The following is a 24,687-nucleotide window of genomic DNA, read 5'->3' as shown; positions in this document are numbered from 1 at the left end:
GTCCGGGTCACTTCGAGGCGCAGCTCGCGCACAACCCGAAGATCTCGAGCTCGTGTCCGGCGTCAGTGAAGCCGTTGGAGCGAGCGACGCTCGCCGCCCACTCCTCGACCTCGTGAGCCGAGATCTCGATCGAGTACCCGCACTGCCTGCAGACGAGGTGGTGATGGTGACCGGACGAGCAGGCGCGGTACGCGGACTCTCCCTCCGGGGTGCGCAGGACGTCGACCTCGCCGGACTCCGCCATGGTCTGCAGCGCCCGGTACACCGTCGCCAGCCCGACCTTCGCCTCTCCCTCGCGGAGCTGGTCGTGGATCTGCTGGGCGGTGCGGAACTCCTCGCCGCCCTCGAGCAGGTCGCGCACCGCCGCGCGCTGCCAGGTGTGGCGGGTCGGTCTAGTGCTCGTCATAGTGATCACCATGCCAGGCGTGACGATGGCCGTCGTGCACGTAGTCGATGTGGTCCCCGTGCTGGATCTCGCGGCCGCCCACGTGAGCAGGCGCCACGCCGTTCTCCGCGCGTTCGTGTTCGTGCGCTCCGTGGTCCTCGATGAAGGGGATGAACCTGTCCTCGCGCCGCAGCCGCTTGCCGATGAGCCAGGACACGCCGAGCAGCACGATCGCGGTCACCACGATGGTCGCACCCGTGGCGGTGTCGAGATAGAACGACCCGATCGTGCCTCCGAGCGCGGCGAGAACCCCGATCCCCATGGCCCCGAAGAAGGAGGAAAAGAAGCCGACGAAGGCCTGCTGCGCCGTCGCCACCGGAATCACCATCAGGGCGCTGACCAGGAGCAGCCCGACCGTGCGCATGGACAGGGTGACCGTCACCGCCGCGAGCACGACGACGAGCAGGTTCAGCACCCGCACCCGGACCCCGAGCACCTGGGAGTAGTCCTCGTCGACCGAGACGGAGAAGAGGCGCGGCGCCAGCCCGATGGTGCACACGAGGATCACAACTGCCAGCACCACGATCACCGCGATGTCATCCTCGCTCACCGAGGTCAGTGAGCCGAACAGATACGACGAGAGGCCGCCCGCACCCTGGCCTGCGATGCCTGCCATCAGGACGCCGGAGGCGAGGCCGCCGTAGAAGAGGATGGCGAGCCCCAGGTCGCCGGAGGCCTTGCCGTGCTGGCGGAGCAGCTCGACGATCACCGCGCCGACGACGCAGACAACCACCGCGACGGGCAGCGGCGCCCAGCCGGTCAGCATCGCGAGTCCGACGCCCATGATGGCGACATGCCCGAGGCCATCGCCCAGCAGCGACATGCGCTTCTGGACGATGAAGGTTCCGATCGCGGGGGCGATCAGCCCGCTCAGCAGCGCGGCGACAAGTGCGCGCTGCATGAAGGGAAGCGCGAGTATCTCGATCATGTCAGGCCCCCGGCGATGGGGTCGGTGAGGCCGATGGTGTCGTGGTGGGGTTTCTCGTCAGTGCAGGTCGAGCCGAGGATCGGCTCTCCCTCGACGACGCGGCCGTCACACAGCGTGATGCCACGGTCGAGGATCCTCGCCATGGGGCCGCGCTCGTGCAGGACGACGAGGATGCCGAGGCCGTCGTCGCGGAGGCGTCCGAGCAGGTCTGCGAGACCGTCCTGGCTGTGCAGGTCGACCCCGGCCAGTGGTTCGTCCATGACGAGCAGTTCGGGTTCGGAGGTCAGTGCGCGGGCGATCAGGACGCGCTGCTTCTGGCCGCCGGACAGCGAACGGAACGGCCAGGCGGCGCGGTCGGCGAGGCCCACCAGGTCGAGGGTGCGCGCCACGACCTCGCGGTCACCGCGGTTGAGCCACTGGAACGGTCTGTGGTGGGCGAGGCGACCGGTGGAGACGATCTCACCAACGGTGGCGTTCGACACCGCGATGGCGCTGTGCTGGGGCACGTAGCCCACCTTCCACCAGTCCCGGAAGCCCGGGACGCTGTGGCCGAACAGCTTCACCTCTCCCTGCTGGTGGGGAAGAATCCCGAGCAGGGTGCGCACGAGCGTCGACTTACCCGAGCCGTTCCCGCCGAGCAGGGCGACCGCCTCGGAAGCCCGCACCGAGATGGACACGTCACGCAGGATCGGCATCCCGCCGATCGAGACGTAGACGTGTTCCGCGGTGACCAGTTCAGGCGCAGCCATTGGCGCCCCGCAGTGCTTCCAGATTTGCGCGCATGATCGAAGGGTAGTCCTGGCCGGGCGAGTTGGGCGTAACCCCCTCGAGCGGATCGAGGACGGCGGTCTTCAGGTCGAGGTCGCCTGCGATGGACTTGGCGAGGGCGTCGGAGGTCAGCGTCTCGAAGAAGATCGTGGTCACGTCGTGTGCCTTGGCCTCATCGTGGATGGCCGCGATCCTTGCGGGGGAGGGCTCGTCGTCGGGATTGATGCCCGAGATGCCGATCTCCGTCAGGCCGTAGCGCTCTGCCAGGTAGTTGAACGCGGTGTGGGTCGTGATGAACTCGGTCCGCTCGCACTGGCCGAGGCCGGTGGTGAACTCCTCGTCGAGCTTCGTGAGTTCAGCGACGCCCTGTTCCGCGGCGGCGCGGTAGTCGGACTCGTTGTCGGGGTCCGCCGCGGCGAGCTTGTCGCCGAGCGCGGTGACGAGCTTGCCCATGCGCTGCGGGTCCTGCCAGAAGTGCGGATCGAAGTCGCCGTGGTCGTGCCCGTCGTGGCCCTCTTCCTCGTGGTCGTGGCCCTCGTCGTCATGGCCCTCGTCGTCATGGTCGTGGGTGTGCCCCTCGGCGGCGGGCTCGAGATCGACGACGGTGCTGACGTCGAAGGCCTTGTCCCCGATGCCTGCCTGCTCGATCGCATCGTCGACAGCGGGCTGGAAGTCCTTGAGGTAGACGACCAGGTCGGCCTCGGTAAGCGAAGCGATCTGCTGGGGAGAGAGTTCGAGGTCGTGCGCCTCGGAGCCTGGGGCCGTGAGGGTCGAGATCGACCCGTGGTCGCCCAGCGCCTCGGACGAGGCCCATTCGAGGGGGTAGAAAGCGGCGGTGACCCGTGGCGAGTCGCCCTCTGAGGCGGGGCTGCCGCAGGCGGAGAGGATCAGGGTGGCCGCGGCGGTCGCGGCGAGTGCAGCTCGAATCTTCATGATGAAAACCATTATCATTAGTGGCGGGTCGGGAGTCAAGGCGGCCGCCCACCCTCGGATTGGATAGTCTCGCTGCATGCTCGCCATCAGTCGTTTCCGCACCACCGATCCAGGCTTCCTGGCGCAGGCCGACGAGGTCGTCCACTGGTGGTCTCAGCGGGAGGGATGCCTCTCGCTCGAGGTGGTGCAGAATCTAGACGATCAGGAACTCTGGGCCATCGTCGGACGCTGGGCCTCCGTCGGCGCCTACCGGCGTTCCTTCAACGGCTACGACGCCAAGCTGCTGCTCACCCCGCTGCTGTCCCGGGCCATCGACGAGCCGAGCGCGTACCTGCCGCCGGACGAGCTCGGCGCTAACCTTCCCCGCATCTCCTGACGGGGGTCTCTGCATGGACGCAACGCTGCATCTCTCGTCGGCCGGGGTAAGCCTCGTGCTCGCGGTAGAGGACTCCCGACTTCCGCGCGTGCTCCACTGGGGAGCCGACCTCGGCCGGGTCGACGCTGAAGCCTTCGCCCAGCTGATCACCGCCGAACGGCTGCCTGTGATGGCGAGTCAGCCGGACGTGCCGCTTCGCTACGCGATGCTTCCGGAGGCACGCGAGGGCATCACCGTCCGACCGGGGCTGATCGGCTCCCGCGCGGGGGAGGCATGGACGCCCGACTGGCGGGTGACCCGTGTCGCCTTCGAGGGCGAGGGACTGGTGGGTCACCACGAACTCGGATCCTCGCTCGTCAGCTTCGACGCCGCCGCGCCGGAATCCGGGCTGGAACTCACGATCCTCGTCGAGCTGACCGCAGAGGGGCTCGTCGCCGTGCGCGGAACGCTCACCAACACCGGCGAGCCCGGCTACCAGATCGACGAGTTCACGCTCTCGCTGCCGGTGCCTGCCCGTGCCGATGAGGTGCTCGACTTCGCCGGACGCTGGGGCGTCGAACGGTTCCCCCAGCGTCGCCAGATGGGGGTCGGCCAGCACCGCAGGGAGGGAAGGCATGGTCGCACTGGGCCCGACGCGGCCTACGTCCTGCACGCGGGGACGCATGGCTTCGGCTACGCCGCCGGCGAGGTGTGGGCCGTCCACACCGCATGGAGCGGCAACCACGTCCATCAGTTCGAGCGCGATCTCAACGGCCACCAGGCTCTCTCCGGAGGAGAACTGCTGCTGCCCGGCGAGGTGCGCCTCGGTTCGGGGGAGCGGTACTCGACCCCCTGGCTCTACTTCGCCCACGGTGAGGGGCTCGATCAGGTCGCCGGACGGTTCCACGAGTTCCTGCGCGGCCTTCCGCACGCCCCCTCCGCCCAGCGTCCGGTCACCCTGAACGTCTGGGAGGCCGTCTATTTCGACCACGACGCGGCCAGGCTCCTCGACCTCGCCGAGCGCGCCGCCTCGCTCGGGGTGGAGCGTTTCGTGCTCGACGACGGCTGGTTCGGCTCCCGTCGCAACGAGCGGTCGGGGCTCGGCGACTGGGTCGTCTCGGGCGACGCCTGGCCCAACGGGCTCACCCCGCTGATCGAGCGGGTGCACGACCTCGGGATGCAGTTCGGCCTCTGGTTCGAACCCGAGGCGGTCAACGAGGACTCGGACGTGGCGCGAGCCCACCCCGAATGGATCATGCAGCCCGCCGGCCGGCTCCCCGTCCAGGCCAGGTTCCAGCAGATCATGAATCTGTCGGTTCCCGAGGCATGGACGCATGTGTTCTCCCAGGTCGACGCCGTCCTGCGCGAGAACCGGATCGACTACGTGAAGTGGGACCACAACCGCGACCTCGTCGACGCTGGCACCGCCCCGCACGGGCGGGCGGCCGTCCACGAGCAGACGCTCGCCTTCTACCGCCTCCTCGACGCGTTGAGGCAGGCCCACCCCCACGTCGAGTTCGAGTCGTGCAGCTCGGGCGGCAGCCGCGTCGACCTCGAGGTGCTCAGACGAGCCGAACGCGTCTGGGTCTCCGACATCATCGACCCGGCCGAGCGACAGCGGATGCTCTGGTGGACCGGGCAGTTGATCCCACCCGAGTTCCAGGGAAGCCACGTGGCCTCCGGCCGGTCGCACACGACGGGACGCTGGCACGACCTCGGCTTCCGGGCCGCCACCGCGGTGTTCGGCCATCTCGGCATCGAATGGGACCTCGCACAGGCGAGCGAGGACGAACTGAGCGAACTCGCATGGTGGATCGACTGGTACAAGACCAACCGGGACGTGCTTCTCGCCGGACGCGTCGTCCGCATCGACCTGCCTGACCCTGACACGTACTTCAAGGGGGTGGTCACTCCTGAGAAGGCGATCTTCTCCGTCTCGCAGCTCTCCGCCAGCCCGCTCGGCAACCTCGGCATGCTCCGCTTCCGCGGCCTCGACCCGGACGCGCGGTACCGGGTGACGGCCATCGACCGGCAGCCGATCCCACCCGCGAACCGTCCGCCATGGGAGGCGGCCCCGGTCGAACTGCCCGGTCGGGTGCTGATGCAGGCGGGCCTGCGTTGTCCTCAGCTGCTGCCGGAGACGGCGGTGCTCTTCGAACTCGAGCGCCTCTAGAGGATTCGGCCGTCGTGGCGCCCTGACGTAAACTCCTGTGGTTGCCCGAACCCTCAGGAGAGACATGCCTGCCGTTGCCCCGCTGCGTCTGCACGCACCGAGCCGCCGCGACGCGGTGGTCGTCGACCTGCCCGTGGTGCTGGCGCCGATGGCGGGCGTGACAAACGCCGCCTACCGACAGCTCTGTCGTGAGCAGGGGGCGGGCCTGTACGTCTGCGAGATGATCACCTCGCGCGGCCTCGTGGTCGGCGACCACAAGACGCACGACATGCTCCAGTTCGATCCGGGGGAGACGACCCGCTCGGTCCAGCTCTATGGCGTCGATGCCGACGTCATGGCCGACGCCGCGCGGATCCTGATCCGCGACTTCGCCGTCGACCACATCGACCTCAACTTCGGCTGTCCCGTGCCGAAGGTCACCCGCAAGGGCGGCGGTGGCGTGCTCCCGTACAAGCGTGACCGGCTGCGCTCGATCGTCCGCGAGACGGTCAGGGCGGCCGACGAGTTCGGCGTCCCCGTCACCATCAAGACCAGGATCGGCATCGACGCCGAACACGAGACGTTCCTCGACGCGGGCCGGATCGCCGAGGAGGAGGGTGCCGCGGCGATCGCGCTGCACGGTCGCACCGTCCAGCAGGCCTACTCGGGCGAGGCCGACTGGGCGCGCATTCGCGAACTGGTCGACGCCGTCGACATCCCCGTGCTCGGCAATGGCGACATCTGGGAGGCCGAGGACGCCCTGAGGATGATGGACGAGACCGGTTGCGCCGGGGTCGTGATCGGGCGCGGCTGCCTCGGTCGACCCTGGCTGTTCGGTGACCTCGCCGCCGCGTTCCGCGGTGAGGAGCTCCGGCTGCGGCCCACCCTCGGCGAGGTCGGCAGGATGATCATCCGCCACGCGGAACTGCTCGTCGCACTCTCGGACGAGCGGCACGGGCTGACCGACCTGCGCAAGCACATGGCGTGGTACTTCAAGGGCTACCCGGTCGGCGAGCTGCGCCGTCGCTTCGCCATGGTCTCCACGCTGGACGAACTGCGCGGCCTCGTCGACGAGCTCGACGCGTCGGCCGAGTTCCCGGTCGCCGAGCTCGGCACCCCTCGCGGTCGTCAGGGTTCGCCGCGGGGGAAGGTCGTGCTTCCGTACGGCTGGTACGACGACACGTCCGGCTGTGACCTCGATCTCGCCGACGCCGAGATCGGCGTGTCGGGGGGCTAGGCCTCAGAGGCCGAGGCGTTCCAGGTACTGACCGACGAAGCGTCGTTCCGGATCGAGCGACCCGGCGAGCCGGGCGAAGTCTGGCCAGCGCTCGTGGCGGGCGGTGATCTCCTCCGGGGGCAGCGTTGTCATCTTTCCCCAGTGGGGGCGGGCCGAGTTCGGCAGCGCCGCCTCGAGCGTTGGCAGGAATGCGTACAGCTCGTCCGGCCGGTCCTTCCACGTGAAGTGGATCCCGACGGTGTCGCGCCCGTAGGCGGGGGAGAGCCACAGGTCGTCGGCACGCATGGTGCGCAGTTCCGAGACGTGCAGCAGGCGGGTGATGTCGTCGGCGAGCGGCTGCAGTGTGGCGATGGCGGCCGGAACGTCCGTGCGCGGCAGCAGGTACTCGGCCTGGATCTCCGCTCCCGCGGAAGGCGTGAACTCCAGCCTGAAGTGTGGGAGGCGTGCGTGCCAGGGGCCCGGCACTCCGCCCTGCTCCGTCGCGGGCGACGGATCGGCACCGGGGATCGGGTGCCGTGGGCCGTCTGCCGGCGAGGCGCCGAACCTCGAGAGATCCGGCGCGGTGCGTGGTGTCCGCGACTTGAGTCCCTGCTCGCAGCCTCCCGTAGCCGGACCCGCCGACAGGAGGCGTCGGGCGGTTGGCTAGATTCACAGGCGGGCCGCTCGGTCCGGATCGGAGGTCCACGTCCATGTCCGAAACAGCAACCCTCATTATCGACGGGACGAGCTACGAGTTGCCGATCGTGACCGGCTCTGAGGGGGAGCGCGCGGTCGACATCTCCGCGCTGCGCTCCACGACAGGCCTGATCACCCTCGACGACGGTTACGCCAACACCGGCTCGTGCCGTTCGGCGATCACGTTCATCGACGGTGAACAGGGGATCCTGCGCTACCGGGGTGTGCCCATCGAGGACCTCGCCGAGCGGTCCAGCTTCATCGAGACCGCCGAACTGCTGATCTTCGGGGAACTGCCCGACACCGAACAGCGCGACGACTTCCGCCATCTCCTGACCGAGAACTCCTGGCTGCACCGCGACATGCGCGACCACTTCGACGCGTTCCCGACCAACGCGCATCCGATGAGCATCCTCTCGGCCATGATCAGCGCACTGCAGAGCCACGATCTCCCGGAGCACCACTTCACAGATGAGAACGGGTTCCGTGAGGCGGCGGCGAGCCTGCTCGCGAAGACGCGCACCATCGCGGCGGCGTCGTACAAGTCGCACATCGGCCAGCCGATCATGTACCCGCGCTACGACCTGCCCTACGCCGAGAACTTTCTGCACATGATGTTCTCGGTTCCCTACCGCGACTACGAGACGACGCCCGAGGTGGCGCACGCGCTCAACATGTTCCTCGTCCTGCACGCCGACCACGAGCAGAACTGCTCGACCTCCACCGTGCGCATGGTCGCCTCGTCCCGCGCCAACCTGTACGCCTCGATCTCGTCGGGCGTCAACGCCTTGTGGGGGCCGCTTCACGGCGGGGCAAACATGGGCGTGATCGAGATGCTGGAACAGATCCGTGACGGCTCGTGGACGCCCAGGCAGTACATCGACCGGGTGAAGGACCGCAGGTCCGGCGTGAAGCTGATGGGCTTCGGACACCGCGTCTACCGCAACTTCGACCCTCGTGCCCGCATCCTCAAGGAGGCGGCGCATTCGATGCTCGATGCGATGCACATCACCGATCCGCTGCTCGACATCGCCCGCGAGGTGGAGCAGGCCGCTCTGTCGGACGACTACTTCACCTCACGGCGGCTGTACCCGAACGTCGACTTCTACTCCGGCATCATCCTTCGAGCCATCGGCATCCCCGTCGACATGTTCACGGTGATGTTCGCCATCGGACGCACACCCGGCTGGATCGCCCACTGGAAGGAGGTCTCCGACAACCAGCGCCAGCGCATCTACCGGCCGAGGCAGATCTACACCGGTGAGAACCTCTCGGAGTGGAGGCCACGCGCCGAGCGCTGAGCCATCGGGTAGGTTGGCGGCGACATGAACGAACCGCTCCTGCCCCGGACGAAGCTGTGGGCCGCCACCATGCACGGCCACGGGAACGACCTGATCTCCGCCCATTCGACGTCGCAGGCCCGCGTCACGGCGCGCGGTGCCCGTCGGCGTGAGGCGAGGGAGGCGCTCGAGCGGCTGCAGTTCGTCAGCGAGGCCACCTTCGCCGAGGGGGCAGGCGAGCGCCCCCGGGCCGAGGAGCCCGATCCGTTGCGCACCTGCTTCGAGCGGGACCGTGACCGGATCGTGCACTCCACGGCGTTCCGGCGGCTCGCGGGCAAGACCCAGGTCGTCGTCTACCCGACCGACCACCAGCGCACCCGCCTGACCCACGCCCTCGAGGTGGCGCAGGCCGCCGTCGCGATGGCCCGCGGGATCGGCGTCAACGTGACGCTCGCCGATGCCATCGCGCTGGGCCACGACTGCGGTCACGGACCGGGCGGTCATGCCTCGGAGGATGCGTTCGACCAGTTCATCGACGGCGGCTACGACCATGGCCCTTGGGGCGCGGACGTGGTGCTTGCCGAGCTGAACCTGACGGTGCAGACGCTGGACGGGATCCGCAACCATTCCTGGTCGAGGCCCGCGCCCGCGACGGTCGAGGGGGAGATCGTCTCGTGGGCCGACCGCATCGCCTACTGTGCGCACGACCTCGAGGACGCGGTGCACGCCGGGATCGTCGAGGTCTCCGAGCTGCCCGAGATCGTGCGGGAGGTGGCGGGGACGAGTCGCAGGCAGCAGCTTGCCACCTTCATCAACGCGGTGATCGACGCCACCTCGCTGCACGGCTGCGTCGGCATGGACGCCACCACCGCCGAGGCGCTCGGCGAGTTGCGCAGGTTCAACTATGAGCGGATCTACACCCGGCCCGAGTCTCTCGCCCAGTCACACACCGTCGTGCGGGTGCTGACCGATCTGGTCGGCTACTACCTTGACAATCCCGACGCGCTGCCGGGGGAGTACCTCCACGACGATCTGGTGCGCGGAGCCGTGGCCTACGTCGGGGGGATGACCGACCGGTTCGCGTTCGAACAGGCGAAGATCCTGCTCGGCTGGGATCCGAAGCGGCTGCCGCGGGGCATCGGTCGCGGAGCCTGATCAGGGGCGGAGCCGCTCGCGCAGATCGGGCGGAAGCAGCCATCCCCTCGCCATCAGCCACCGTGCGGTCACAGCGGTGCAGGTGTGGCCGCAGTTGATCCCGACCAGGACTAGCACCTGCGCGGCGGCCGCCTGAAGGGGAGAACCGCCGCCAAGCAGCACCCCGACGTAGGCGCCGGGAAGGGTGACCAGGCCGGCGGTGCGGGTCTGGTCGAGGGCCGGGATGACCGCCTCGTGCAGCGAGTGGGACACGATCGCGTGCACGGCGTACGTGCGTTCAAGTCCGAGCGAGAGGTAGGCCGCGTATTCGGGGAGGTTCCCGCGCAGCTCGGCGAAGCCCCGGCGTCCGACCAGCGTCTGCGTGGTCATCATCGCTCCGATGATGATGCTCGCGATCGGCACGAGGGCGGGCCCGTTGAGCGGCGCGGTCCCCGTGAGGAAGATGATCGCCAGGACGGGAAGGGCCCCGGCCAGCATCGCAAGACCGGCTGCGCCCCGCGACCGCCAGGTGCGCAGCCCGGTGCGGCGCGAGGTGGTGAACACGCCGATCGTGAACATCACGCTGACGAAGATGAGTGCGAGCCACACCTCTGAGAGGGCGACGCCGACGATGAGCGAGACCGCGAGCAGCTGCGCACCGGAGCGCAGCGCGACCCACGGGATGGACTTCGCCGTGGGCAGTCGCCCCCACAGCGCGACACCGGTGCCGAGGCCGACGAGCAGGACGAGGGCCAGGCCGAGCTGCCACCCCAGTTCCACCGTCACGAGCCTCACAGTAGTGGCACTACACTCGGGAGTCATGGCCGGGCGGATCAACGATGAGGATATCGCGGCGGTCCGCGAGCGCAGCCGGATCGAGGATGTCGTGGGGGGCTACGTCGCTCTGCGCAACGCCGGAGGCGGCTCGCTGAAGGGCTTGTGTCCCTTCCACGACGAGAAGACCCCCAGCTTCACCGTCACGCCTGCACGGGGCTTCTACTACTGCTTCGGCTGCGGTGAGGGTGGCGACGTCATCACGTTCCTGCAGCGTCAGCAGAATCTGTCCTTCGTCGAGGCCATCCAGGTGCTGGCAGACAAGGCGGGCATCGTGTTGCGGGTCGAGGACGACGGCACCGGCCCCGGGCAGGCACCCGGCATGCGCAAGCGCATCCTCGAGGCCAACGAGGCCGCCCAGGCCTTCTTCGCCGCCCAACTCGACTCGCCGGAGGCGGTCGCGGGTCGTCAGTTCCTGCATGGTCGCGGGTTCGACCGCGAGGTCTCCCAGCACTTCGGCATCGGGTACGCGCCGCGGCACGGATCCGCCCTGCGCCAGACGCTGAAGGCGAAGGGATTCACCGACGAGGTCCTCAAGTCGGCCGGTCTCGTGCGCGATTCGGGCCGCGACTTCTTCACCGGCCGCGTCCTGTGGCCGATCCGTGACTCCGCCCAGGCCGTGCTCGGCTTCGGGGCCCGTCGCATCTATGACGACGACCGCCTGCCAGCCAAGTACATCAACACGCCCGAGTCACCGGTCTACAAGAAATCCCAGGTGCTCTACGGCCTCGACCTCGCCCGTCGCGAGATCGGCCGCAAGTCGCAGGCCGTGGTGGTCGAGGGCTACACCGACGTGATGGCCGCCCACCTCGCAGGCGTCGAGACGGCGGTCGCCTCCTGTGGCACGGCATTCGGTGACGATCACAGCAGGCTCCTGCAGCGCCTCATGGGCACAAGCGACGGGCTGCACGGGGAGGTCATCTTCACCTTCGACGGCGACAAGGCAGGCCAGGCGGCCGCGCTGAAGGTGTTCAAGGGGGACCAGAACTTCATCGCCCAGACCTACGTGGCCGTCGAGCCGACGGGGCTCGACCCGTGCGACCTGCGCCTGCAGCAGGGCGAGGCGGCCGTCCGTGAGCTGGTCGCCCGCAGGATCCCGCTCTACCGCTTCGTGATGGCCAACATCGCCAAGAGCTACGACCTCGACCGCGCCGACGGCAGGCTCGCCGCGGCACGGGAGGGGGCCGAGCTGGTCGGCTCGATCCGCGACCAGTCCCTGGTCTCCCAGTACCTTCGCGAGTTGGCGGGGGTGCTCGGCATGGACCTCGATGACGTCCGCCGTGAGGCTGCCAACGCGGGCAGGCACCGTCAACACGTTGAGGTGGCCGAGCCCGAGCGCCCTGCGGCCGACCCCGGCTGGCCGAACCCGGATGACCCCGCCCTGCGGCTCGAACGCGACACGCTGAAGCTCATGCTGCAGTTCCCCCTCACCTTCGACGCGGCGTGGAACTCCGTGGAGCCCACGGACTTCGCGCACCCCGGTTATGCCGCCGTGTTCCGGCTGATCGCGTCGGTGCCGTTCCAGCAGGGCTGGGCCGACCGGCTGCGCGCAGAGGCCCCCAACGAGCTGGTGCAGCAGCTCCTGGTCGCGCTCCTGGTCGAGCCGTTGCTGCGTGAGCCGGACGAGACCTATTCGCTGATGCACTCCTCGCGGCTCCAACTCTCGCGGGTCACCCGCGAGATCGCCGACCTGAAGTCGCGGCTGCAGCGCACGGACCCGGTCAAGGATCCGACGGGGCACCGGGCCCAGTTCGCTCAACTGACGGAACTGGAGATGCGTCGCAAGCGGCTGCAGAGCGTCGGCCTCGGCTGAGCGTCGTGCGCTCCGCGTCGAGCACCGCACGCGCCTCCGCGATCGCGCTGCGCTCCCACCTGCACGCTGTTGACGTGGACACCCCGAGCCGGGCTGCCAACTCGGCCAAGGTGATCCGTTCGCGGAAGTAGCGCTCGCGCAGCACCATCCGATGCCTCGGGGTCAGCAGGTCGAGGAACTCGAGGCTCGGCAGGCCCACCCGTTCGAGGGTCGACTCCGCCCCAGGGTCATGCGTGGCCACGTCGTCCAGTGGAACCAGGCGCGTCCTGCCTCTCCTTGCGGCCCCGACGCTGACTCCGGCGGCCCGGGCTGCCTCGACGATGCTCTGCCGTGGGTCGCGGCGCCGGGCCAGCTCGACGAGGCGCGCGGCCCGCCTGTCCCAGCGCGAGGCCGCGGAGGTTCCCACGCGGAACTTCTCCGCATCCAACAGCGACTGACGCACCACATGGTGCACGAACGTGGTGAAGCGGACCCCGCGGGAGTGGTCGAAGGCGCGGATGGCCTGGGCGACCGCCACACACGACTCCTGGAACAGGTCGTCGCGGGGCAGCTGGTTGGTCGCGGCGACCCGGGAGGAGATCATGCGTGCGATGCGAAGTCCGACCCACCAGAGGCGTTCCTCCGCGCTGTGGCCGGCCTCGACGACCGCCTGAAGCCTGTGGTCGGGGCCTTGGGTCGCGATGAGGTGCGCCGCGTAGACGCCCGCCTCGACGGCGCGGGCCAGGCGCACGTCGTCTCCGTCGTCGAGCCAGATGAGAGGGATGTCGATGGTTTCCATGCCTCACCCTCGCCCGGCGACCGCGGTGCGTCCCTCGGAACGCGTGGGTCTGTGGACGATTCGCAACGGACAACACTTCTTTTCCACAGGGCTGGGCCGAGCACCCCTCCTTGTGGCTGTGGTCTGGACGGGCAGAATGGGGGCATGGCTATCTTCAAGCGCACCGATCCCGCACTCTTCGCCGGCCTGGAAGAGGCCCTCGGGAGCAGGCCGGAGGTGCTCGCTCACGGCACCGGCGACGACGTCGTGCTCGCGGGCACCAGGGAGGCCCTCGTGCTCGGGCAGGACGGCACCTGGACGGTGTGGCCGTGGGAGCAGGTCGGCGGCGGATCGTGGAAGGGCGAGTCGCAGACCTTCCGCTGGAAGACGGTCGACGGTGCCAAGCACGACGTCAGGCTCACCGAGCCGGGACAGTTGCCCGCCCTCTTCCGCGAGCGGATCGAGGCGTCGACCGTCGTGCAGGTCGTCCTCGACGCGCCCCGTCGAGGTGAGGTCCAGATCGTCGCGCGCAGGGGCCTCGGCGCGGACGAGCCGGTCCAGTGGTACGCCGTCCCCTCTGGCGGGGCCGATCTCAACGATCCCGAGACCCGCGAGGCGGTGGTCGCGGAGACCGATCGGCTGATCAGCGAGTACTTCCCCGAGCGCTGAGGAGTCGATTGGCATAGCCGCTGGGGACTCTGCTAATGTTTCCTCTCGCGCAGCAATGCCGATCCCTGGTAGCTCAATTGGCAGAGCATTCGACTGTTAATCGAAGGGTTACTGGTTCGAGTCCAGTCCGGGGAGCGCTGTCCAAGGCCGCTTGACAAGGTGATTCACCTTCTCGGGCGTCCTTGTCTCTTTGTCCGTCCTCCCCGGGTTTCGTCAGCCAGCAGGCGCGATAGGCTCCCAGCATGGCTGACTGGGCTGAGATCTACCCGCCGTTCGGGGTGTCCATCGCGTGCGGCGAGCTCGAGCTGCGCGCCATGGGGCCAGACGATGTGCCCGGCCTGCTCGACGTCGCCGTCGACGGGATCGTGCCGGAGGGGAGCGGCTACCCGTTCCTCACGGACTGGGCGTTGCTTCCGCCGGAGCGGCTCAGGACGAGCTCTGCGCGGGTGAGCGAGAAGACCGGCTATGAACGCTTCGATGTGGTCCCGGTCGACCGGCTGGGTGAGCCTGTCGACGAGGTCCGGTTCCGGCTCCGACCCGAGCAGCTCAACCGCCCCGCCGAGCCGATCACCTATCAGGGGGTCGAGGCGTTCCGACGGTTCATCGGGCTTGACGACTAGCGACGGCTGAGCTTCTCGAGGTCGCCGAGGAAGTTGTCCGCCCACGCGTCGATGGTGTGGGTCTTCACCTGGCGCTTCAGCGCCCGCATGCGACGGCGCCGTTCCTCGACCGGATCCTCGATGGCCCGCAACACCACGTCCTTCATGTCGTTGAGGTCATAGGGATTGACGAGGTAGGCCTGCTTGAGCTCCTTGGCCGCGCCGGCGAACTCGCTCAGCACGAGAGCGCCGTCAGTTCCGGGATGGCACGCGACGTACTCCTTCGCCACGAGGTTCATCCCGTCGCGCAACGGAGTGACGACGGCGACGTCTGCGATCCGGTACATGGCCGCCATCGTGGCTCGGGGGAAGCCTGCGTGTCGGTAGACGATCGGTGGCCGACCGACCCCGCCCAGCTCCGAGTTGATCCTGCCCACGAGCAGGTCGATGTCGTCGCGAAGGCGCTTGTACTCCTCGACCCGTTCCCGCGAAGGGGTCGCCACCTGCAGGAAGACGACCTCCGCTGGGTCGAGGCGGCCCTCCTCGAAGAGCTCTCCGATCGCGCGGACACGCTGCCGCAAACCCTTGGTGTAGTCGAGGCGGTCGACGCCAAGTAGCACGGTCTTCGGGTGTCCGAGGTCGTCCAGGAGAGCCTGAGCCTCGGCAATCACCTCCGGGGACTCGGCGAGCGCCGCAAACCCCTCGGTGTCGATGGAGATGGGGTAGGCCTTCGCGTGGCACAGACGGTCGCCGACGCGCACGTGGTCGCGTTCGATCTTGTGGTCGGTGCGGGTGCGCACCAGCCGCAGGAAGTTGGCGGCTGCGCCTGCGACCTGGAAGCCGACGAGGTCGGCGCCGAGCAGGCCCTCGAGGATCTTGCGTCGCCACGGCAGCTGAAGGAACAGCTCGACCGGGGGGAAGGGGATGTGCAGGAAGAAGCCGATCCGCAGGTCGGGCCTCAGCTCGCGCAGCATCTGCGGAACCAGTTGCAGCTGGTAGTCCTGGACCCAGACGGTGGCCCCCTCGTCGGCGACCTCGGCCGCGGCCTCCGCGAAGCGCCGGTTCACCACGACATAGGCGTCCCACCACTCGCGGTGGAACTCGGGGAAGGCGACCGTGTCGTGGTACAGCGGCCACAGCGTCGCGTTGGAGAACCCCTCGTAGTACTCCTCGAACTCGCTGGAGGTCAACGGGATCGGAACGACCGAGTAGCCGTCGTGGGTGAACCGTTCGACCTCCTCGTCGGGTGCCCCGTGCCAGCCGATCCAGGCCCCTCCCTGCTTGCGCATGACGGGCTCGAGGGCGGTGACGAGACCGCCGGGCGAGGTGCGCCAGTCGACCGTGCCGTCCTCGGCGACGATCCGGTCAACTGGCAGGCGGTTGGCGACGACGACGAAGCGTGCTCGCTCGGACATGAAATCCTCCTAGGCTCTCCACCACCCTACCGAGAACGGCCGTTGTGGGGCCGCGGGACCAACTCCGGCGCGCGCGCCGACCGCTGTGGGCTGGCAGAGTGGGGGCATGCATACGTGGCGTGGTGTGACCGATGCGGCTGACGACTTCATGCGGGCCGCGGTGGAGAGACCATCCGAGACCCTGCTGGCGCTCGACTTCGACGGAACGCTCGCGGCGATCGTCCCCAACCCGGAGGACTCGCGGCTCCACGAACGCTCCGCCGAGGCGCTGACCGTGCTCGCCTCCCGGCTCGGTCACCTGGCCATCATCACCGGACGCGGGGTGGAGACGGTTCGTCGCCTTGCGAGGCTCGACGAGAGGCCTGCGTTGAAGGGACTGATCGTCCTGGGTGGTTACGGGGCCGAGCGGTGGGAGGTCGGCGCCTCGTTCACGTCGCAGGCGCCAAGGCCTGAGGCCATCGCCGCGGCGCTTCCCCGTGTCGAGGCCGCGATCTCGGGGTCGGGTTTCAGCGGGGTCGAGGTGGAGGACAAGGGCCAGGCGCTCGGCGTGCACACCCGCCCGAGCAACGATCCCGCCGGTGCCTACAAGGCGCTGCTTCCGCGGCTGGTCGCCATCGCAGGCGACCTCGGCCTCACCCTTGAACCCGGGCGCAGCGTGCTGGAACTGCGGACCTCGAAGGTGACGAAGGGCGACGCACTGCGCGAGCTGATCGCCGAGACCGGTGCGCGGGTGGTCGCCATGTGCGGCGACGATCTCGGCGACCTGCCCGCCTTCGAGGTGCTGCAGGAGGCCCGCGGCGAGGGAGTTGTCGCCTGTCGGGTGGTCAGCGGGTCGACCGAGCAGGTCGCGGTGGCCGAACAGGCCGACCTGCTTGCCGACGGCCCGGACGGGATGGCCGACTGGCTCCAGCACCTCGCCACGAGGATCGCCCGCGAGGCCTGAGCGTACGGGCCACCCGCGGCGGGTGGTGCGGGCGCCGGAGCGTCAGGAACCACACCCCACTGCCGGGTCGCGAATGGCCCTTTTCTACACTGGATGCATGGGCAGGACGAAGCAGTCCGATGACCGGGGCGATCGACCTGATCGACCCGGATCGACACCCGAGCCGGTTGGCTCCGAGCAGGGCGACGACGCCGCGTCGCGCCCCATCCAGAAAGGAAGTTCCGTGACCAGTCGCGCGATCGCGCCCGACACCGTCGAACAGCGTGGTTCCGAGCTCAGGGTCCTGAGCGTCAGGCAGCCATGGGCGTGGCAGATCCTGCACGAGGAGAAGGACGTCGAGAACCGGCTCCTTCCGACCAGCTATCGCGGCCGCGTCGCGATCTTCGCTCCCGAGTCCCCGGATGTCGGGGCCCTGCGTCGGCTCCCGCGCATCGCCCCAGCCTGGGTCGACGCCCCGCGCCAGTACGAGCTGGGCGCGATCATCGGCGTCGCCGACCTGGTCGACTGTCACGACGCCTCCTGGTGCGGCGAGGACCAGTACGGTCGCGCGATCCAGATGTGTTCGCCGTGGGCTCGCCGCTCACACCAGCATCTCGTCCTGGCGAATCCGGTTGCTCTCGACAAGCCGGTCGCGACCCGCAGCCGGTTCGGTCTCTGGGAGCCGAGCGCGCGCGTCCTGAAGTCGGTCCTCGAGCAGCTGGACCCGTAGCTCGTTCGGCGGGAGCGAACTGTCGTTGTCTGCCCACGACGTAGCGTGGGCGTGCAACGCTGGCGCGGTGATCGACCCCACCTCGCGACGTTGGATCTGCGGGTCCTCGTCTTCCCGCCCCGCTGACATGGAGGGCAGCGCGTTCTCGCGGGAGGAAGGGGAGGCATGTGGCTGTTCGAGAGCGCGAGCGTCTTGCTCGACATTCGGAGTACGTGTTGATCCAGCGCAGAAGCCGGATCGTCGGCCCGCTCACCGTGTGCGTGGTGGCCGCAGCTGCGCTGGCCGGTTGCTCGGGCGGTGTGACGCTCAACGATGTCGGTGACGTGGTACTCGTCACCGACGCGGGGTTCCTCACGGGAGACGATCCGAGCATCCAGGGGACCGTGGCTGTCACGGACGCGAGATGCATTGGCATCACTGATACTACTCAGGGGGCTACCTATCCGACCGTGTGGCCGCGAGGGACCAGTCTCGTGGACGGGGCAGGGATCACGATCGCCATCTCTGGAGTCGGCGTCAGGCGACTTGGCGATCAGGTGGACGGAGCGGGCGGGTATTACGGGGTCGGCAAAAGGCCCGTGCTGGACGAGGTCGCCGACCGCTGTGCCTGGGAGGGCGAGGTCATCGGTGTCCGCTTCGGCTGAACGGACCGGACGACACTACGAGTGGAAGCAATGGAGCGTTGCGGGAACAGGCGACCACGGGTTGAGAGGCTCGTTTCCGCGTGGAGTCGAGGCGTTCGCGGGGATGCCGAGGCCGACGGCGAGGCTGACGACCCGCTGATCGGGGTGTCGGCGGAACCAAAGAAGCGACCTCGAACACGGCTCACGGAGAGCGAAGTGGACGCTATGCGAACAGCCCGAGCTGCCGGTGTCAGCGTGACCACATTGGCGCGCCGCTTCGGCGTTCACCGCGGCACGATCTGGGCGAAGACGCGGTCCAACTAACGGGGTTTCGGGACGAGATGTCCGAGATGAAGATACTCAAGCGCGTAGTCTTGCATCTGCCGCGGGTACAGCGTCGCATCGTCATCCAGCGCGAATCGTGCGGGGCCGAGGCGATCCGCTGGCGTCGCAGCAAGAAGCTCATTGAGGAGAGGAATGCCCTCGGCTTTCAAGAGATTCACAGCAGTTTCCGGTCGAAGGAATAGCCAGTCCGGTCCTGCAGGGTCAATGCCAACAAACTTCGTCCAGCCCACAGCGGTGAATGTGTCGATGATCTCTCGGTGCCCATTCGACTCGAGCGTCAGGATTGCCTTAGTGTGAGCTGGGTCTCCTTGGTGGGGCGCTGAAGTACCGACGTCTGGCATGCGCTTATGGATGGTGTTGCGGAAAGCGGCTCTTCGTACTTGCGGTGGGGTCGGGGGCGACACGCCGGGTGAGCGGGGTGGGCTGAGGTAGGGGTCGGGGCCCTCAGGATCAGGAGTTACCAAGCTTCTTATCCACCGAGGACCCCGACTGTGTCTGAGCCTACGACGTGTGCTGCGCGCTGCCCCCATGACGACGCCTACTGCGACAACTGTGACCGTCTGGTCGGCTTGCCCGGCGTGCACGTCATCGGAGTGGACCGGCGACCTGCCGGGCTGGTGGTCGAGGTCGAGTCCCCACCAGCGATGATGGGCTGCCCGACCTGCGGGGTGGTAGCCCGCAGCCATGGCCGACGGACGCTCACCTTGGTCGACATCCCCTGCTTCGGAGCCCCGACACGCGTGCGTTGGCGCAAACGCACGTGGACGTGTCCCGAGCCGTCCTGTCCCGTAGGGGTGTTCACCGAGCAGGACGAACAGATCGCCAAGCCACGCGCGATGCTCACCACCCGGGCGTGTCGCTGGGCGACCGAGCAGGTCCGACGCGAGCACGCCAGCATCGCCGGGCTGGCTCGGCAGTTGGCCACCACGTGGCGGACTGTGTGGACCAGCATCGAGCCGATCCTGCAGCGTGCCGCCGCTGATGAGTCCCGGTTCGCCGGCGTGACCACGCTTGGGGTGGATGAGCACCTGTGGCACCACGTGAGCCCCCGCAAGCGTGGCCCCAAGGAGCTCACCGGCATGGTCGACCTCACTCGTGACAAGGACGGACGCGTCCATGCCCGGCTGCTCGATCTGGTGCCGGGACGTTCGGGCACCGTGTACAAGACGTGGCTCGACCAGCGCGGGAAGGGGTTCAAGGCCGGGGTCGAGGTCGCCACCCTGGACCCGTTCCGCGGCTACAAGAACGCCATCGACGACAAGCTCGCCGACGCCACCGCCGTCCTTGATGCGTTTCATGTGGTCGCTCTGGCCAGCCGGGCCGTCGATGAGGTCCGCCGCCGCGTGCAGCAGGAGATCCACGGCCACCGGGGTCGTTCCGGCGACCCGCTCTACGGGATCCGTAACATCCTGCGTTGCGCGGCCGAACGGCTCACAGACAAGCAACACGCCCGCCTCGCCGCGGCGATCGCCGCCGATGACCGCCACGACGCCGTCCACGTCGCCTGTCAGTGCGCCCAGAAGGTTCGAGCCGCCTACGCCCACCCCGACCCAGCCAAGGGCCGCCAGATTGCCGAGCAAGTCGTCGACGGGTTCCCCTCCTGCCCGATCCCCGAGATCGCCCGACTCGGCCGCACCCTCAGACAGTGGAAAGACGCCTTCCTGGCCTACTTCGACACCGGCCGCGCATCCAATGGCGGCACCGAGAGCATCAACGGGCTCATCGAGCTCCACCGACGCATCGCCAGAGGCTTCCGCAACCGCGAGAACTACCGACTACGCATGCTCCTCATCGGCGGCGGACTCAACCTCGACCCACCGCAGGTATGAAGAGCCCGGAAAGCCCGAATTGCCTGGAAGTAAAGATCGCCAGGTGTCCCGTCGTCCATGAGCTCCGCTGCGCGGGGTGCGACTAGACGGACTGAATCACGGAAGCGCCTGCGCTGCCACGCCATTGCCGGATAGTTGGTCTGGCCGCTGAGAAGCCCGTTGATGATCGCAATGGCGTCGAACGCTCCGACCATCTGGATGTAGGTTAGCGTCGTTGCTTCGAGAAGTTCGTCCAATCGGTCAAGCGAGAAGTCGCTGTCCTCAGTTAGCCGCGCAAGCCGGGTGCTCCACACGATGACTCGGGTGACTCGTCGCAAGATCGAACTCGCCAGATTCGCAATCTCACTATGTGCAGTGTTCTGGTGGTCAAGGTGGTGCCACACGCTCGCCCAATCTGGGATGATCGCACGCGCGCCCGCGTCCGCAAGCCGCTCGTCACTCAGCGTTCGCAGATCGAGTCCGTAGAGGGGATGCCCTTGTGACAGGTTCTCTAGTCGTTGTGGGAAAGGAGCGTGCAGGAACATCTCATCCCCAGCCGGGGTAGTTGATTGGCATTGGTGAATCTGCAACCGACATGTCAAGCGTACGGTCCGAGGAAGCGTTCGCCGTTGTAGTGGATCATGTGGGTCGGGTGGTCGGCGCACCAGACTTCGGATTCCCAGGCGATCTTGTCGACGTACTTGCGGAACTCTGCCCGGTCAGGGAAGCAGGAGACGTAGACAAGGCCTGCCGTTGACTGTGCGAACAGGTTGGTGAGTTCGGCTTGGCGTTTCGAGTCGACGGGGCCGTGTGAGCTTGCTGCTTCCAGGAGCACGAGCCAGTTGCGGTCGGGGAGGTAGATGACGAGGTCGGGCATCTTGCCGTGCTCGTCGACCTCGATGTTGAGCGAGGACAGCGTCTCTCGTTCGAAGAGTGCCCACTTGTCGCCAGCATCGCCGATGTAGAGCACTTGCCCACCGGGCGTGAAGCGCGGGCAGAAGTCTTCGACCATGGCTTTGAGGAGCACGTTCTGCCCGCCGGGCGTCAGGGTGAAGATCGAGCCGTCCGGGAGTGTCAGCGGGATGCGATCCATCTCGCGCGCGGCCGCGTAGCGTGCTTTGAGGCCGGGCAGGTCAGCAAGGTATCGGTCGGTTGCAGATTGCCAGGCGTCGGTGCCGTAGGCGCGCAACACGTCCAGCGCCTCTCCTGTGACCTGGTAGTTCCACTTGGGCGAGTTCACGGGGCGTTGCGGCTCGTCAGGGTTCTGGACGATGAGTTGTGCTTCCACAAACTGGTGGAGTGTGAACCGTCGGACGGTCTCGCGAGTGTTCGGAGCGTAGTCCTTGCCGTACTCTTCGCGGATGAAATCCATGATCGCCCGTGTTCCGAGCATCGGGTTGGCTGCTTCTGCCCATGACTCAGCGGGTGTGAGCCGCAAGAGCGCCAGGAGCACGAGCGCGGAACGTTCGTTGCTGCGCTCTGCATCCATGCCGAGCGTCTCCAGGGCGATGCGGGCATCTTCGACTCGTTCGTAGGCGTCGTTGCTCAGCTCGCTCATGCGGCAATCAACTCCTTGACAAGCGAGTCGACCTCGACCTGCGACACGACGGCGGTCCGGCCGAGGCGACGCAGGGTCTCCATGCTTGGGAACCGCAGGGTGCGGAGATCGGTGGCGTTGACTTGAGTGTGGCCCGAGAAGGTGCGGAAGAACTTGTCGATTACCGACGAGTTGAGCCAGACCGAGATGCCTCTAGCGAGGTCTTCGTCCAGCCCGCGACCTCCGATGTGGAACACGTTGAGGTGGTTCTCGAAGGCCACTTCACCAGGGTTGTCGTTAGGCGACCAGACTGATGCCACGATCCGTCGGCGCTCTTCCTTCGCACTGAACCGTTTGACGACGGTGTACCAGCCCTCCGGGAGGATCATCGCCCGGTGTTTGTCGTCGATCGGTTGGAACCATTGAGGCTTGCGGATTGCCCGAGGCCAGAGCACTCCACCGTCCCGGAGATTGCCCGGATAGATCAGCGGTACCGCCTCCGGCAGTTCGACGCCGCTAAGCGCATGGCGTGAACGGAAGTCCACCACCCGCCCGGTCGACACCTGTACGCCAAGATCGGTCAGTGCGCAAGGCTGGGACAGCACCAGCTCGGCAACCCTGGTGTCCTCGACATCGGTTGCCAGTCGGATGAATCGGTTGGGGTCATCTGGGAAGACGACATCGTCGTAGGGTACGAGGCGCGACGCGATGTCGTCGGTGTGGTCGCGGCTGACCGAAAGCTCAACGACATCGGGACTAGCTCCCCGAGTTCCAGAGAAGATGACGTTCTCCTGAAGCACGCCCGTGTCGGCGAACACAGTCGAGCGGGAGTCGAAGACGTGTACCCGGTCAAGCGCGATGGAGTCGAGCAAGTGGGAGCGAAAACCGCCGAAGTACGGGCCGTTGAAGAATGATCGGGGTGTGATCGCAACAACCTGCCCACCGGGCCGCAGCGCTGCTACAGACAGGGCAAGGAACGCAGCGTAGAGGTTCGGAGTATCGACTCCGGCGGCACGCATGGCGGTTCGGTGTGTGCTTGACGCCGCGAGCTTTCCGTAAGGCGGATTCTCGATTACTAGATCGAACTGTGCATCCGGATTGAGTGAGGCATCTAAGCCCGTGGAGTCGAGAATGAAATCGGCCACGACGGCCTCCGCCACCACTCGACCTTCCCCAGCGCGCTCGCACTCGGCGAGGGTTGCCTGAAGGTGTGGCAGCATGGTAGGGTCTCGTTCGACTGCGACGATCTCTACCGACAACTCCGGCTGTTCTGTCAACACGCGGCTCACTAAAGCTGCGGTGAGCATGCCGGAGCCGGCTCCAGGATCGAGCACGCGCAGTGTGCCGGTCGATGGCAGTCTCGGCAGGGAGGCGATCAGCTGAGCGGCGGCGGCGGGGGTGAAGAACTGCCCCAGGTCGCTCTGCGTGCGCGCGTCGAGGCCGCCGAGGGCGGCGACTCGCTCGACCTCGGCGATGCCTAGGAGGTCTGTCGCCAACACGCTCTCATCGTATCTGGGACCACCGACAGCGACCGGGGAGCACGCCGAGTGCTACTGGTCAATCGCTCCCATCGGCGGATGCCGCCGGGTCATGAGCTGCATGTTGCGCCTGTGCTTGTTCCTCGGCGTCGACTCGTCGGGCGCGGCAGGGCGACGGTCATCGGCTGCTGCACGCTTCACGAGCGCTTCGTAGAGGACTTCGACGTTGTTGTAGAGATCCCAGAATCGTGACTGAGCCGGGCTGAACGCTTCGTAGTTCTGGTCGGCGACGTTGTCGATGAGCACCCACATGGCCTGGACGAGAGCATCGTTGTCGTAGAGCACGGCATCGATGCAGTCGCTCCTCGGATGAGGTACCTCGATGAGGCGCTCTCGCACCTCTGTGACGAGTCTCTCAACGATCTGCACCTGGACCGCACCGTCGCGGTGGGCGCGGCGGTCTTCGTAGGCGGCCTTGCGGCAGGCGGGCGAGCAGTACAGGCGAGGCCTGCCCGTGGTCTTCACTTCTTGAGCTTGGTTCCGCATCTGGCGCAGGTAGCGGGTAGCTCGACTCGGCGCTCGACACGCACGGTTCGGTCGCGGCGGCGCTGCTCCGCCTGCTTCCGTTCACGGAGGCGTGCGGCCTGGTTGGCGTTGATCTCGCTGAGCAGCACGATCACGCGCTTCTGCTCCGCCCGCACCGTCGAGTCTGGTTCGTCTCGGTCTACTCCGGCGAGCTTCTTGAGTACGCGCTTGTTGAGCGTCGGGAGTGCCATGGTGGCTTCGAGTAGCTCGGCTTCGGTGCCGGATTCGAGGGCGGCGACCCAGCGGGCGTAGCGGCCGTTGAAGTCGGTCGCTGTGGGGTCGTAGCGTTTGGTGGCCATGTTCTACGGTACGTCGGTTTCGTCACCGACGTAAGTGTCCAGTCCTCGATCTGCAAGATGCGTGTGACCTCAAAGTGGTGACGGGCGGAAGGGCGAAGGTGTGCATCGTGTGGAGGCCCGTGCACCTGTCTGTCATGCGAGGCGACGAGAGGAATCTGAGGCTGCGGGTGACGCGGCGCGAGGAGCCTGACCTCGGCAAGCTGATCGAGTGGGTGCTGGGCATCGCAGAGGCTCGTCACCGCGCGTGGGTGAGTGGCGATCCCGATCCCTACGGGCTTCCACCGCCCGAGGACCTGGCGTCTGCGCGCCACTGAGTTCTTCGTTCTGTCAGGGGTGCGCGAGAGGATCGACACCAAGAAGCACCCC

26 protein-coding genes and 1 tRNA gene are annotated in these 24,687 nt (G+C 67.5%); 15 read left to right on the top strand and 12 right to left on the bottom strand.

Translation table 11 applies throughout. The features are described from left to right. Window positions 1-7 precede the first annotated feature (7 nt). Genes BW733_RS00445 through BW733_RS00430 form a run of 4 tightly spaced genes read right to left on the bottom strand, consistent with a single transcriptional unit; the run spans window position 8 to window position 3,074 of the window. On the bottom strand, window positions 8-406 hold the full coding sequence (locus tag BW733_RS00445) for a Fur family transcriptional regulator (RefSeq protein ID WP_077346917.1): 399 nt from the start codon (window positions 404-406) through the stop codon (window positions 8-10). Beyond that, window positions 393-1,373, bottom strand: a complete 981-nt coding sequence (locus BW733_RS00440) for a metal ABC transporter permease (RefSeq protein ID WP_335755083.1) — start codon at window positions 1,371-1,373, stop codon at window positions 393-395. Before BW733_RS00440 ends, BW733_RS00445 begins: the two co-directional genes overlap by 14 nt. Further along, window positions 1,370-2,122, bottom strand: a complete 753-nt coding sequence (locus tag BW733_RS00435; RefSeq protein WP_077346915.1) for a metal ABC transporter ATP-binding protein — start codon at window positions 2,120-2,122, stop codon at window positions 1,370-1,372. The genes BW733_RS00440 and BW733_RS00435 overlap by 4 nt, the downstream gene beginning before the upstream one ends. Continuing rightward, complete coding sequence (locus BW733_RS00430; RefSeq protein WP_237268252.1) at window positions 2,109-3,074, bottom strand: metal ABC transporter substrate-binding protein; 966 nt, start codon at window positions 3,072-3,074, stop codon at window positions 2,109-2,111. Before BW733_RS00430 ends, BW733_RS00435 begins: the two co-directional genes overlap by 14 nt. 76 nt (window positions 3,075-3,150) lie before the next feature. Here BW733_RS00430 and BW733_RS00425 point away from each other — a divergent pair, with 76 nt between their 5' ends. From BW733_RS00425 to dusB, 3 genes are all read left to right on the top strand, one after another. Next, a complete protein-coding gene (locus BW733_RS00425; RefSeq protein WP_077346911.1) occupies window positions 3,151-3,450 on the top strand; it encodes an antibiotic biosynthesis monooxygenase in 300 nt (99 codons plus the stop codon). A gap of 13 nt (window positions 3,451-3,463) precedes the next feature. Beyond that, on the top strand, window positions 3,464-5,602 hold the full coding sequence (locus BW733_RS00420) for an alpha-galactosidase (protein ID WP_077346909.1): 2,139 nt from the start codon (window positions 3,464-3,466) through the stop codon (window positions 5,600-5,602). 64 nt (window positions 5,603-5,666) lie between these two features. After that, complete coding sequence (dusB, locus tag BW733_RS00415; RefSeq protein ID WP_077346907.1) at window positions 5,667-6,818, top strand: tRNA dihydrouridine synthase DusB; 1,152 nt, start codon at window positions 5,667-5,669, stop codon at window positions 6,816-6,818. Between the two features lie 3 nt (window positions 6,819-6,821). Here dusB and BW733_RS00410 read toward each other — a convergent pair whose 3' ends face one another. Then, window positions 6,822-7,283 (bottom strand): D-arabinono-1,4-lactone oxidase, encoded by a 462-nt coding sequence (locus tag BW733_RS00410; RefSeq protein WP_202970240.1) that lies wholly within the window; start codon window positions 7,281-7,283, stop codon window positions 6,822-6,824. Between the two features lie 224 nt (window positions 7,284-7,507). On the opposite strand from BW733_RS00410, the gene BW733_RS00405 reads away from it, so the two are divergent. Both BW733_RS00405 and BW733_RS00400 read left to right on the top strand, forming a co-directional pair. After that, a complete protein-coding gene (locus tag BW733_RS00405) occupies window positions 7,508-8,794 on the top strand; it encodes a citrate synthase (RefSeq protein WP_077346903.1) in 1,287 nt (428 codons plus the stop codon). Window positions 8,795-8,863: 69 nt separating this feature from the next. Continuing rightward, entirely contained in the window at window positions 8,864-9,928 is a 1,065-nt protein-coding gene (locus BW733_RS00400) for an HD domain-containing protein (RefSeq protein WP_418361336.1), read from the top strand. Here the strand turns inward: BW733_RS00400 and BW733_RS00395 are convergent, their stop codons facing one another. Then, window positions 9,929-10,693 (bottom strand): ABC transporter permease, encoded by a 765-nt coding sequence (locus tag BW733_RS00395; RefSeq protein ID WP_237268251.1) that lies wholly within the window; start codon window positions 10,691-10,693, stop codon window positions 9,929-9,931. It lies immediately after the preceding gene. A gap of 34 nt (window positions 10,694-10,727) precedes the next feature. Here BW733_RS00395 and dnaG point away from each other — a divergent pair, with 34 nt between their 5' ends. Then, window positions 10,728-12,554 (top strand): DNA primase, encoded by a 1,827-nt coding sequence (dnaG, locus tag BW733_RS00390; protein ID WP_077346897.1) that lies wholly within the window; start codon window positions 10,728-10,730, stop codon window positions 12,552-12,554. On the opposite strand, the gene BW733_RS00385 is transcribed toward dnaG, so the two are convergent. Next, window positions 12,463-13,332, bottom strand: coding sequence for a sigma-70 family RNA polymerase sigma factor (locus BW733_RS00385; RefSeq protein ID WP_077346895.1), 870 nt, complete (start codon window positions 13,330-13,332; stop codon window positions 12,463-12,465). The genes dnaG and BW733_RS00385 overlap by 92 nt on opposite strands. Window positions 13,333-13,476: 144 nt before the next feature. On the opposite strand from BW733_RS00385, the gene BW733_RS00380 reads away from it, so the two are divergent. The 3 genes from BW733_RS00380 (at window position 13,477) to BW733_RS00370 (ending at window position 14,600) form a co-directional block, all read left to right on the top strand. After that, window positions 13,477-13,980 (top strand): hypothetical protein, encoded by a 504-nt coding sequence (locus BW733_RS00380; RefSeq protein WP_077346893.1) that lies wholly within the window; start codon window positions 13,477-13,479, stop codon window positions 13,978-13,980. A 62-nt stretch (window positions 13,981-14,042) separates the two neighbouring features. Further along, window positions 14,043-14,115, top strand: a tRNA-Asn gene (locus BW733_RS00375). 107 nt (window positions 14,116-14,222) lie between these two features. Further along, window positions 14,223-14,600, top strand: a complete 378-nt coding sequence (locus BW733_RS00370) for a hypothetical protein (RefSeq protein WP_077346891.1) — start codon at window positions 14,223-14,225, stop codon at window positions 14,598-14,600. Here the strand turns inward: BW733_RS00370 and BW733_RS00365 are convergent. After that, the gene (locus BW733_RS00365) at window positions 14,597-15,994 is read right to left on the bottom strand and encodes an alpha,alpha-trehalose-phosphate synthase (UDP-forming) (RefSeq protein WP_077346889.1); all 1,398 of its coding nucleotides are present in this window, start codon (window positions 15,992-15,994) and stop codon (window positions 14,597-14,599) included. The two genes, BW733_RS00370 and BW733_RS00365, sit on opposite strands and share 4 nt — an antisense overlap. A gap of 106 nt (window positions 15,995-16,100) precedes the next feature. On the opposite strand from BW733_RS00365, the gene otsB reads away from it, so the two are divergent. The 5 genes from otsB (at window position 16,101) to BW733_RS00340 (ending at window position 20,443) form a co-directional block, all read left to right on the top strand. Continuing rightward, a complete protein-coding gene (gene otsB / locus BW733_RS00360; protein WP_077346887.1) occupies window positions 16,101-16,937 on the top strand; it encodes a trehalose-phosphatase in 837 nt (278 codons plus the stop codon). Window positions 16,938-17,160: 223 nt separating this feature from the next. Further along, window positions 17,161-17,646 (top strand): ASCH domain-containing protein, encoded by a 486-nt coding sequence (locus BW733_RS00355; protein ID WP_152024503.1) that lies wholly within the window; start codon window positions 17,161-17,163, stop codon window positions 17,644-17,646. 215 nt (window positions 17,647-17,861) lie between these two features. Then, window positions 17,862-18,290 (top strand): hypothetical protein, encoded by a 429-nt coding sequence (locus BW733_RS00350; RefSeq protein WP_161490092.1) that lies wholly within the window; start codon window positions 17,862-17,864, stop codon window positions 18,288-18,290. A gap of 329 nt (window positions 18,291-18,619) precedes the next feature. Further along, the gene (locus BW733_RS18105) at window positions 18,620-18,796 is read left to right on the top strand and encodes a hypothetical protein (protein WP_161490091.1); all 177 of its coding nucleotides are present in this window, start codon (window positions 18,620-18,622) and stop codon (window positions 18,794-18,796) included. Window positions 18,797-19,105: 309 nt separating this feature from the next. Continuing rightward, on the top strand, window positions 19,106-20,443 hold the full coding sequence (locus BW733_RS00340) for an ISL3 family transposase (RefSeq protein ID WP_202970239.1): 1,338 nt from the start codon (window positions 19,106-19,108) through the stop codon (window positions 20,441-20,443). 577 nt (window positions 20,444-21,020) lie between these two features. Here the strand turns inward: BW733_RS00340 and BW733_RS00335 are convergent. The 4 genes from BW733_RS00335 to BW733_RS00320 are packed head-to-tail and all read right to left on the bottom strand — an operon-like array spanning window position 21,021 to window position 24,321. After that, a complete protein-coding gene (locus BW733_RS00335; RefSeq protein WP_077346879.1) occupies window positions 21,021-21,980 on the bottom strand; it encodes a BsuBI/PstI family type II restriction endonuclease in 960 nt (319 codons plus the stop codon). After that, on the bottom strand, window positions 21,977-23,458 hold the full coding sequence (locus BW733_RS00330) for an Eco57I restriction-modification methylase domain-containing protein (protein WP_152024501.1): 1,482 nt from the start codon (window positions 23,456-23,458) through the stop codon (window positions 21,977-21,979). The genes BW733_RS00335 and BW733_RS00330 overlap by 4 nt, the downstream gene beginning before the upstream one ends. Window positions 23,459-23,509: 51 nt before the next feature. Then, entirely contained in the window at window positions 23,510-23,962 is a 453-nt protein-coding gene (locus BW733_RS00325; protein WP_077346877.1) for a hypothetical protein, read from the bottom strand. Next, a complete protein-coding gene (locus BW733_RS00320; RefSeq protein ID WP_077346875.1) occupies window positions 23,959-24,321 on the bottom strand; it encodes a hypothetical protein in 363 nt (120 codons plus the stop codon). The genes BW733_RS00325 and BW733_RS00320 overlap by 4 nt, the downstream gene beginning before the upstream one ends. Window positions 24,322-24,428: 107 nt before the next feature. Here BW733_RS00320 and BW733_RS00315 point away from each other — a divergent pair, with 107 nt between their 5' ends. Further along, window positions 24,429-24,635, top strand: a complete 207-nt coding sequence (locus BW733_RS00315; protein WP_161490090.1) for a hypothetical protein — start codon at window positions 24,429-24,431, stop codon at window positions 24,633-24,635. Window positions 24,636-24,687 lie beyond the last annotated feature (52 nt).

This window comes from Tessaracoccus flavescens (genome assembly GCF_001998865.1).
GTDB classification, from domain to species: Bacteria; Actinomycetota; Actinomycetes; order Propionibacteriales; family Propionibacteriaceae; genus Arachnia; species Arachnia flavescens.
This window is presented reverse-complemented; position numbering and strand designations above follow the sequence as displayed.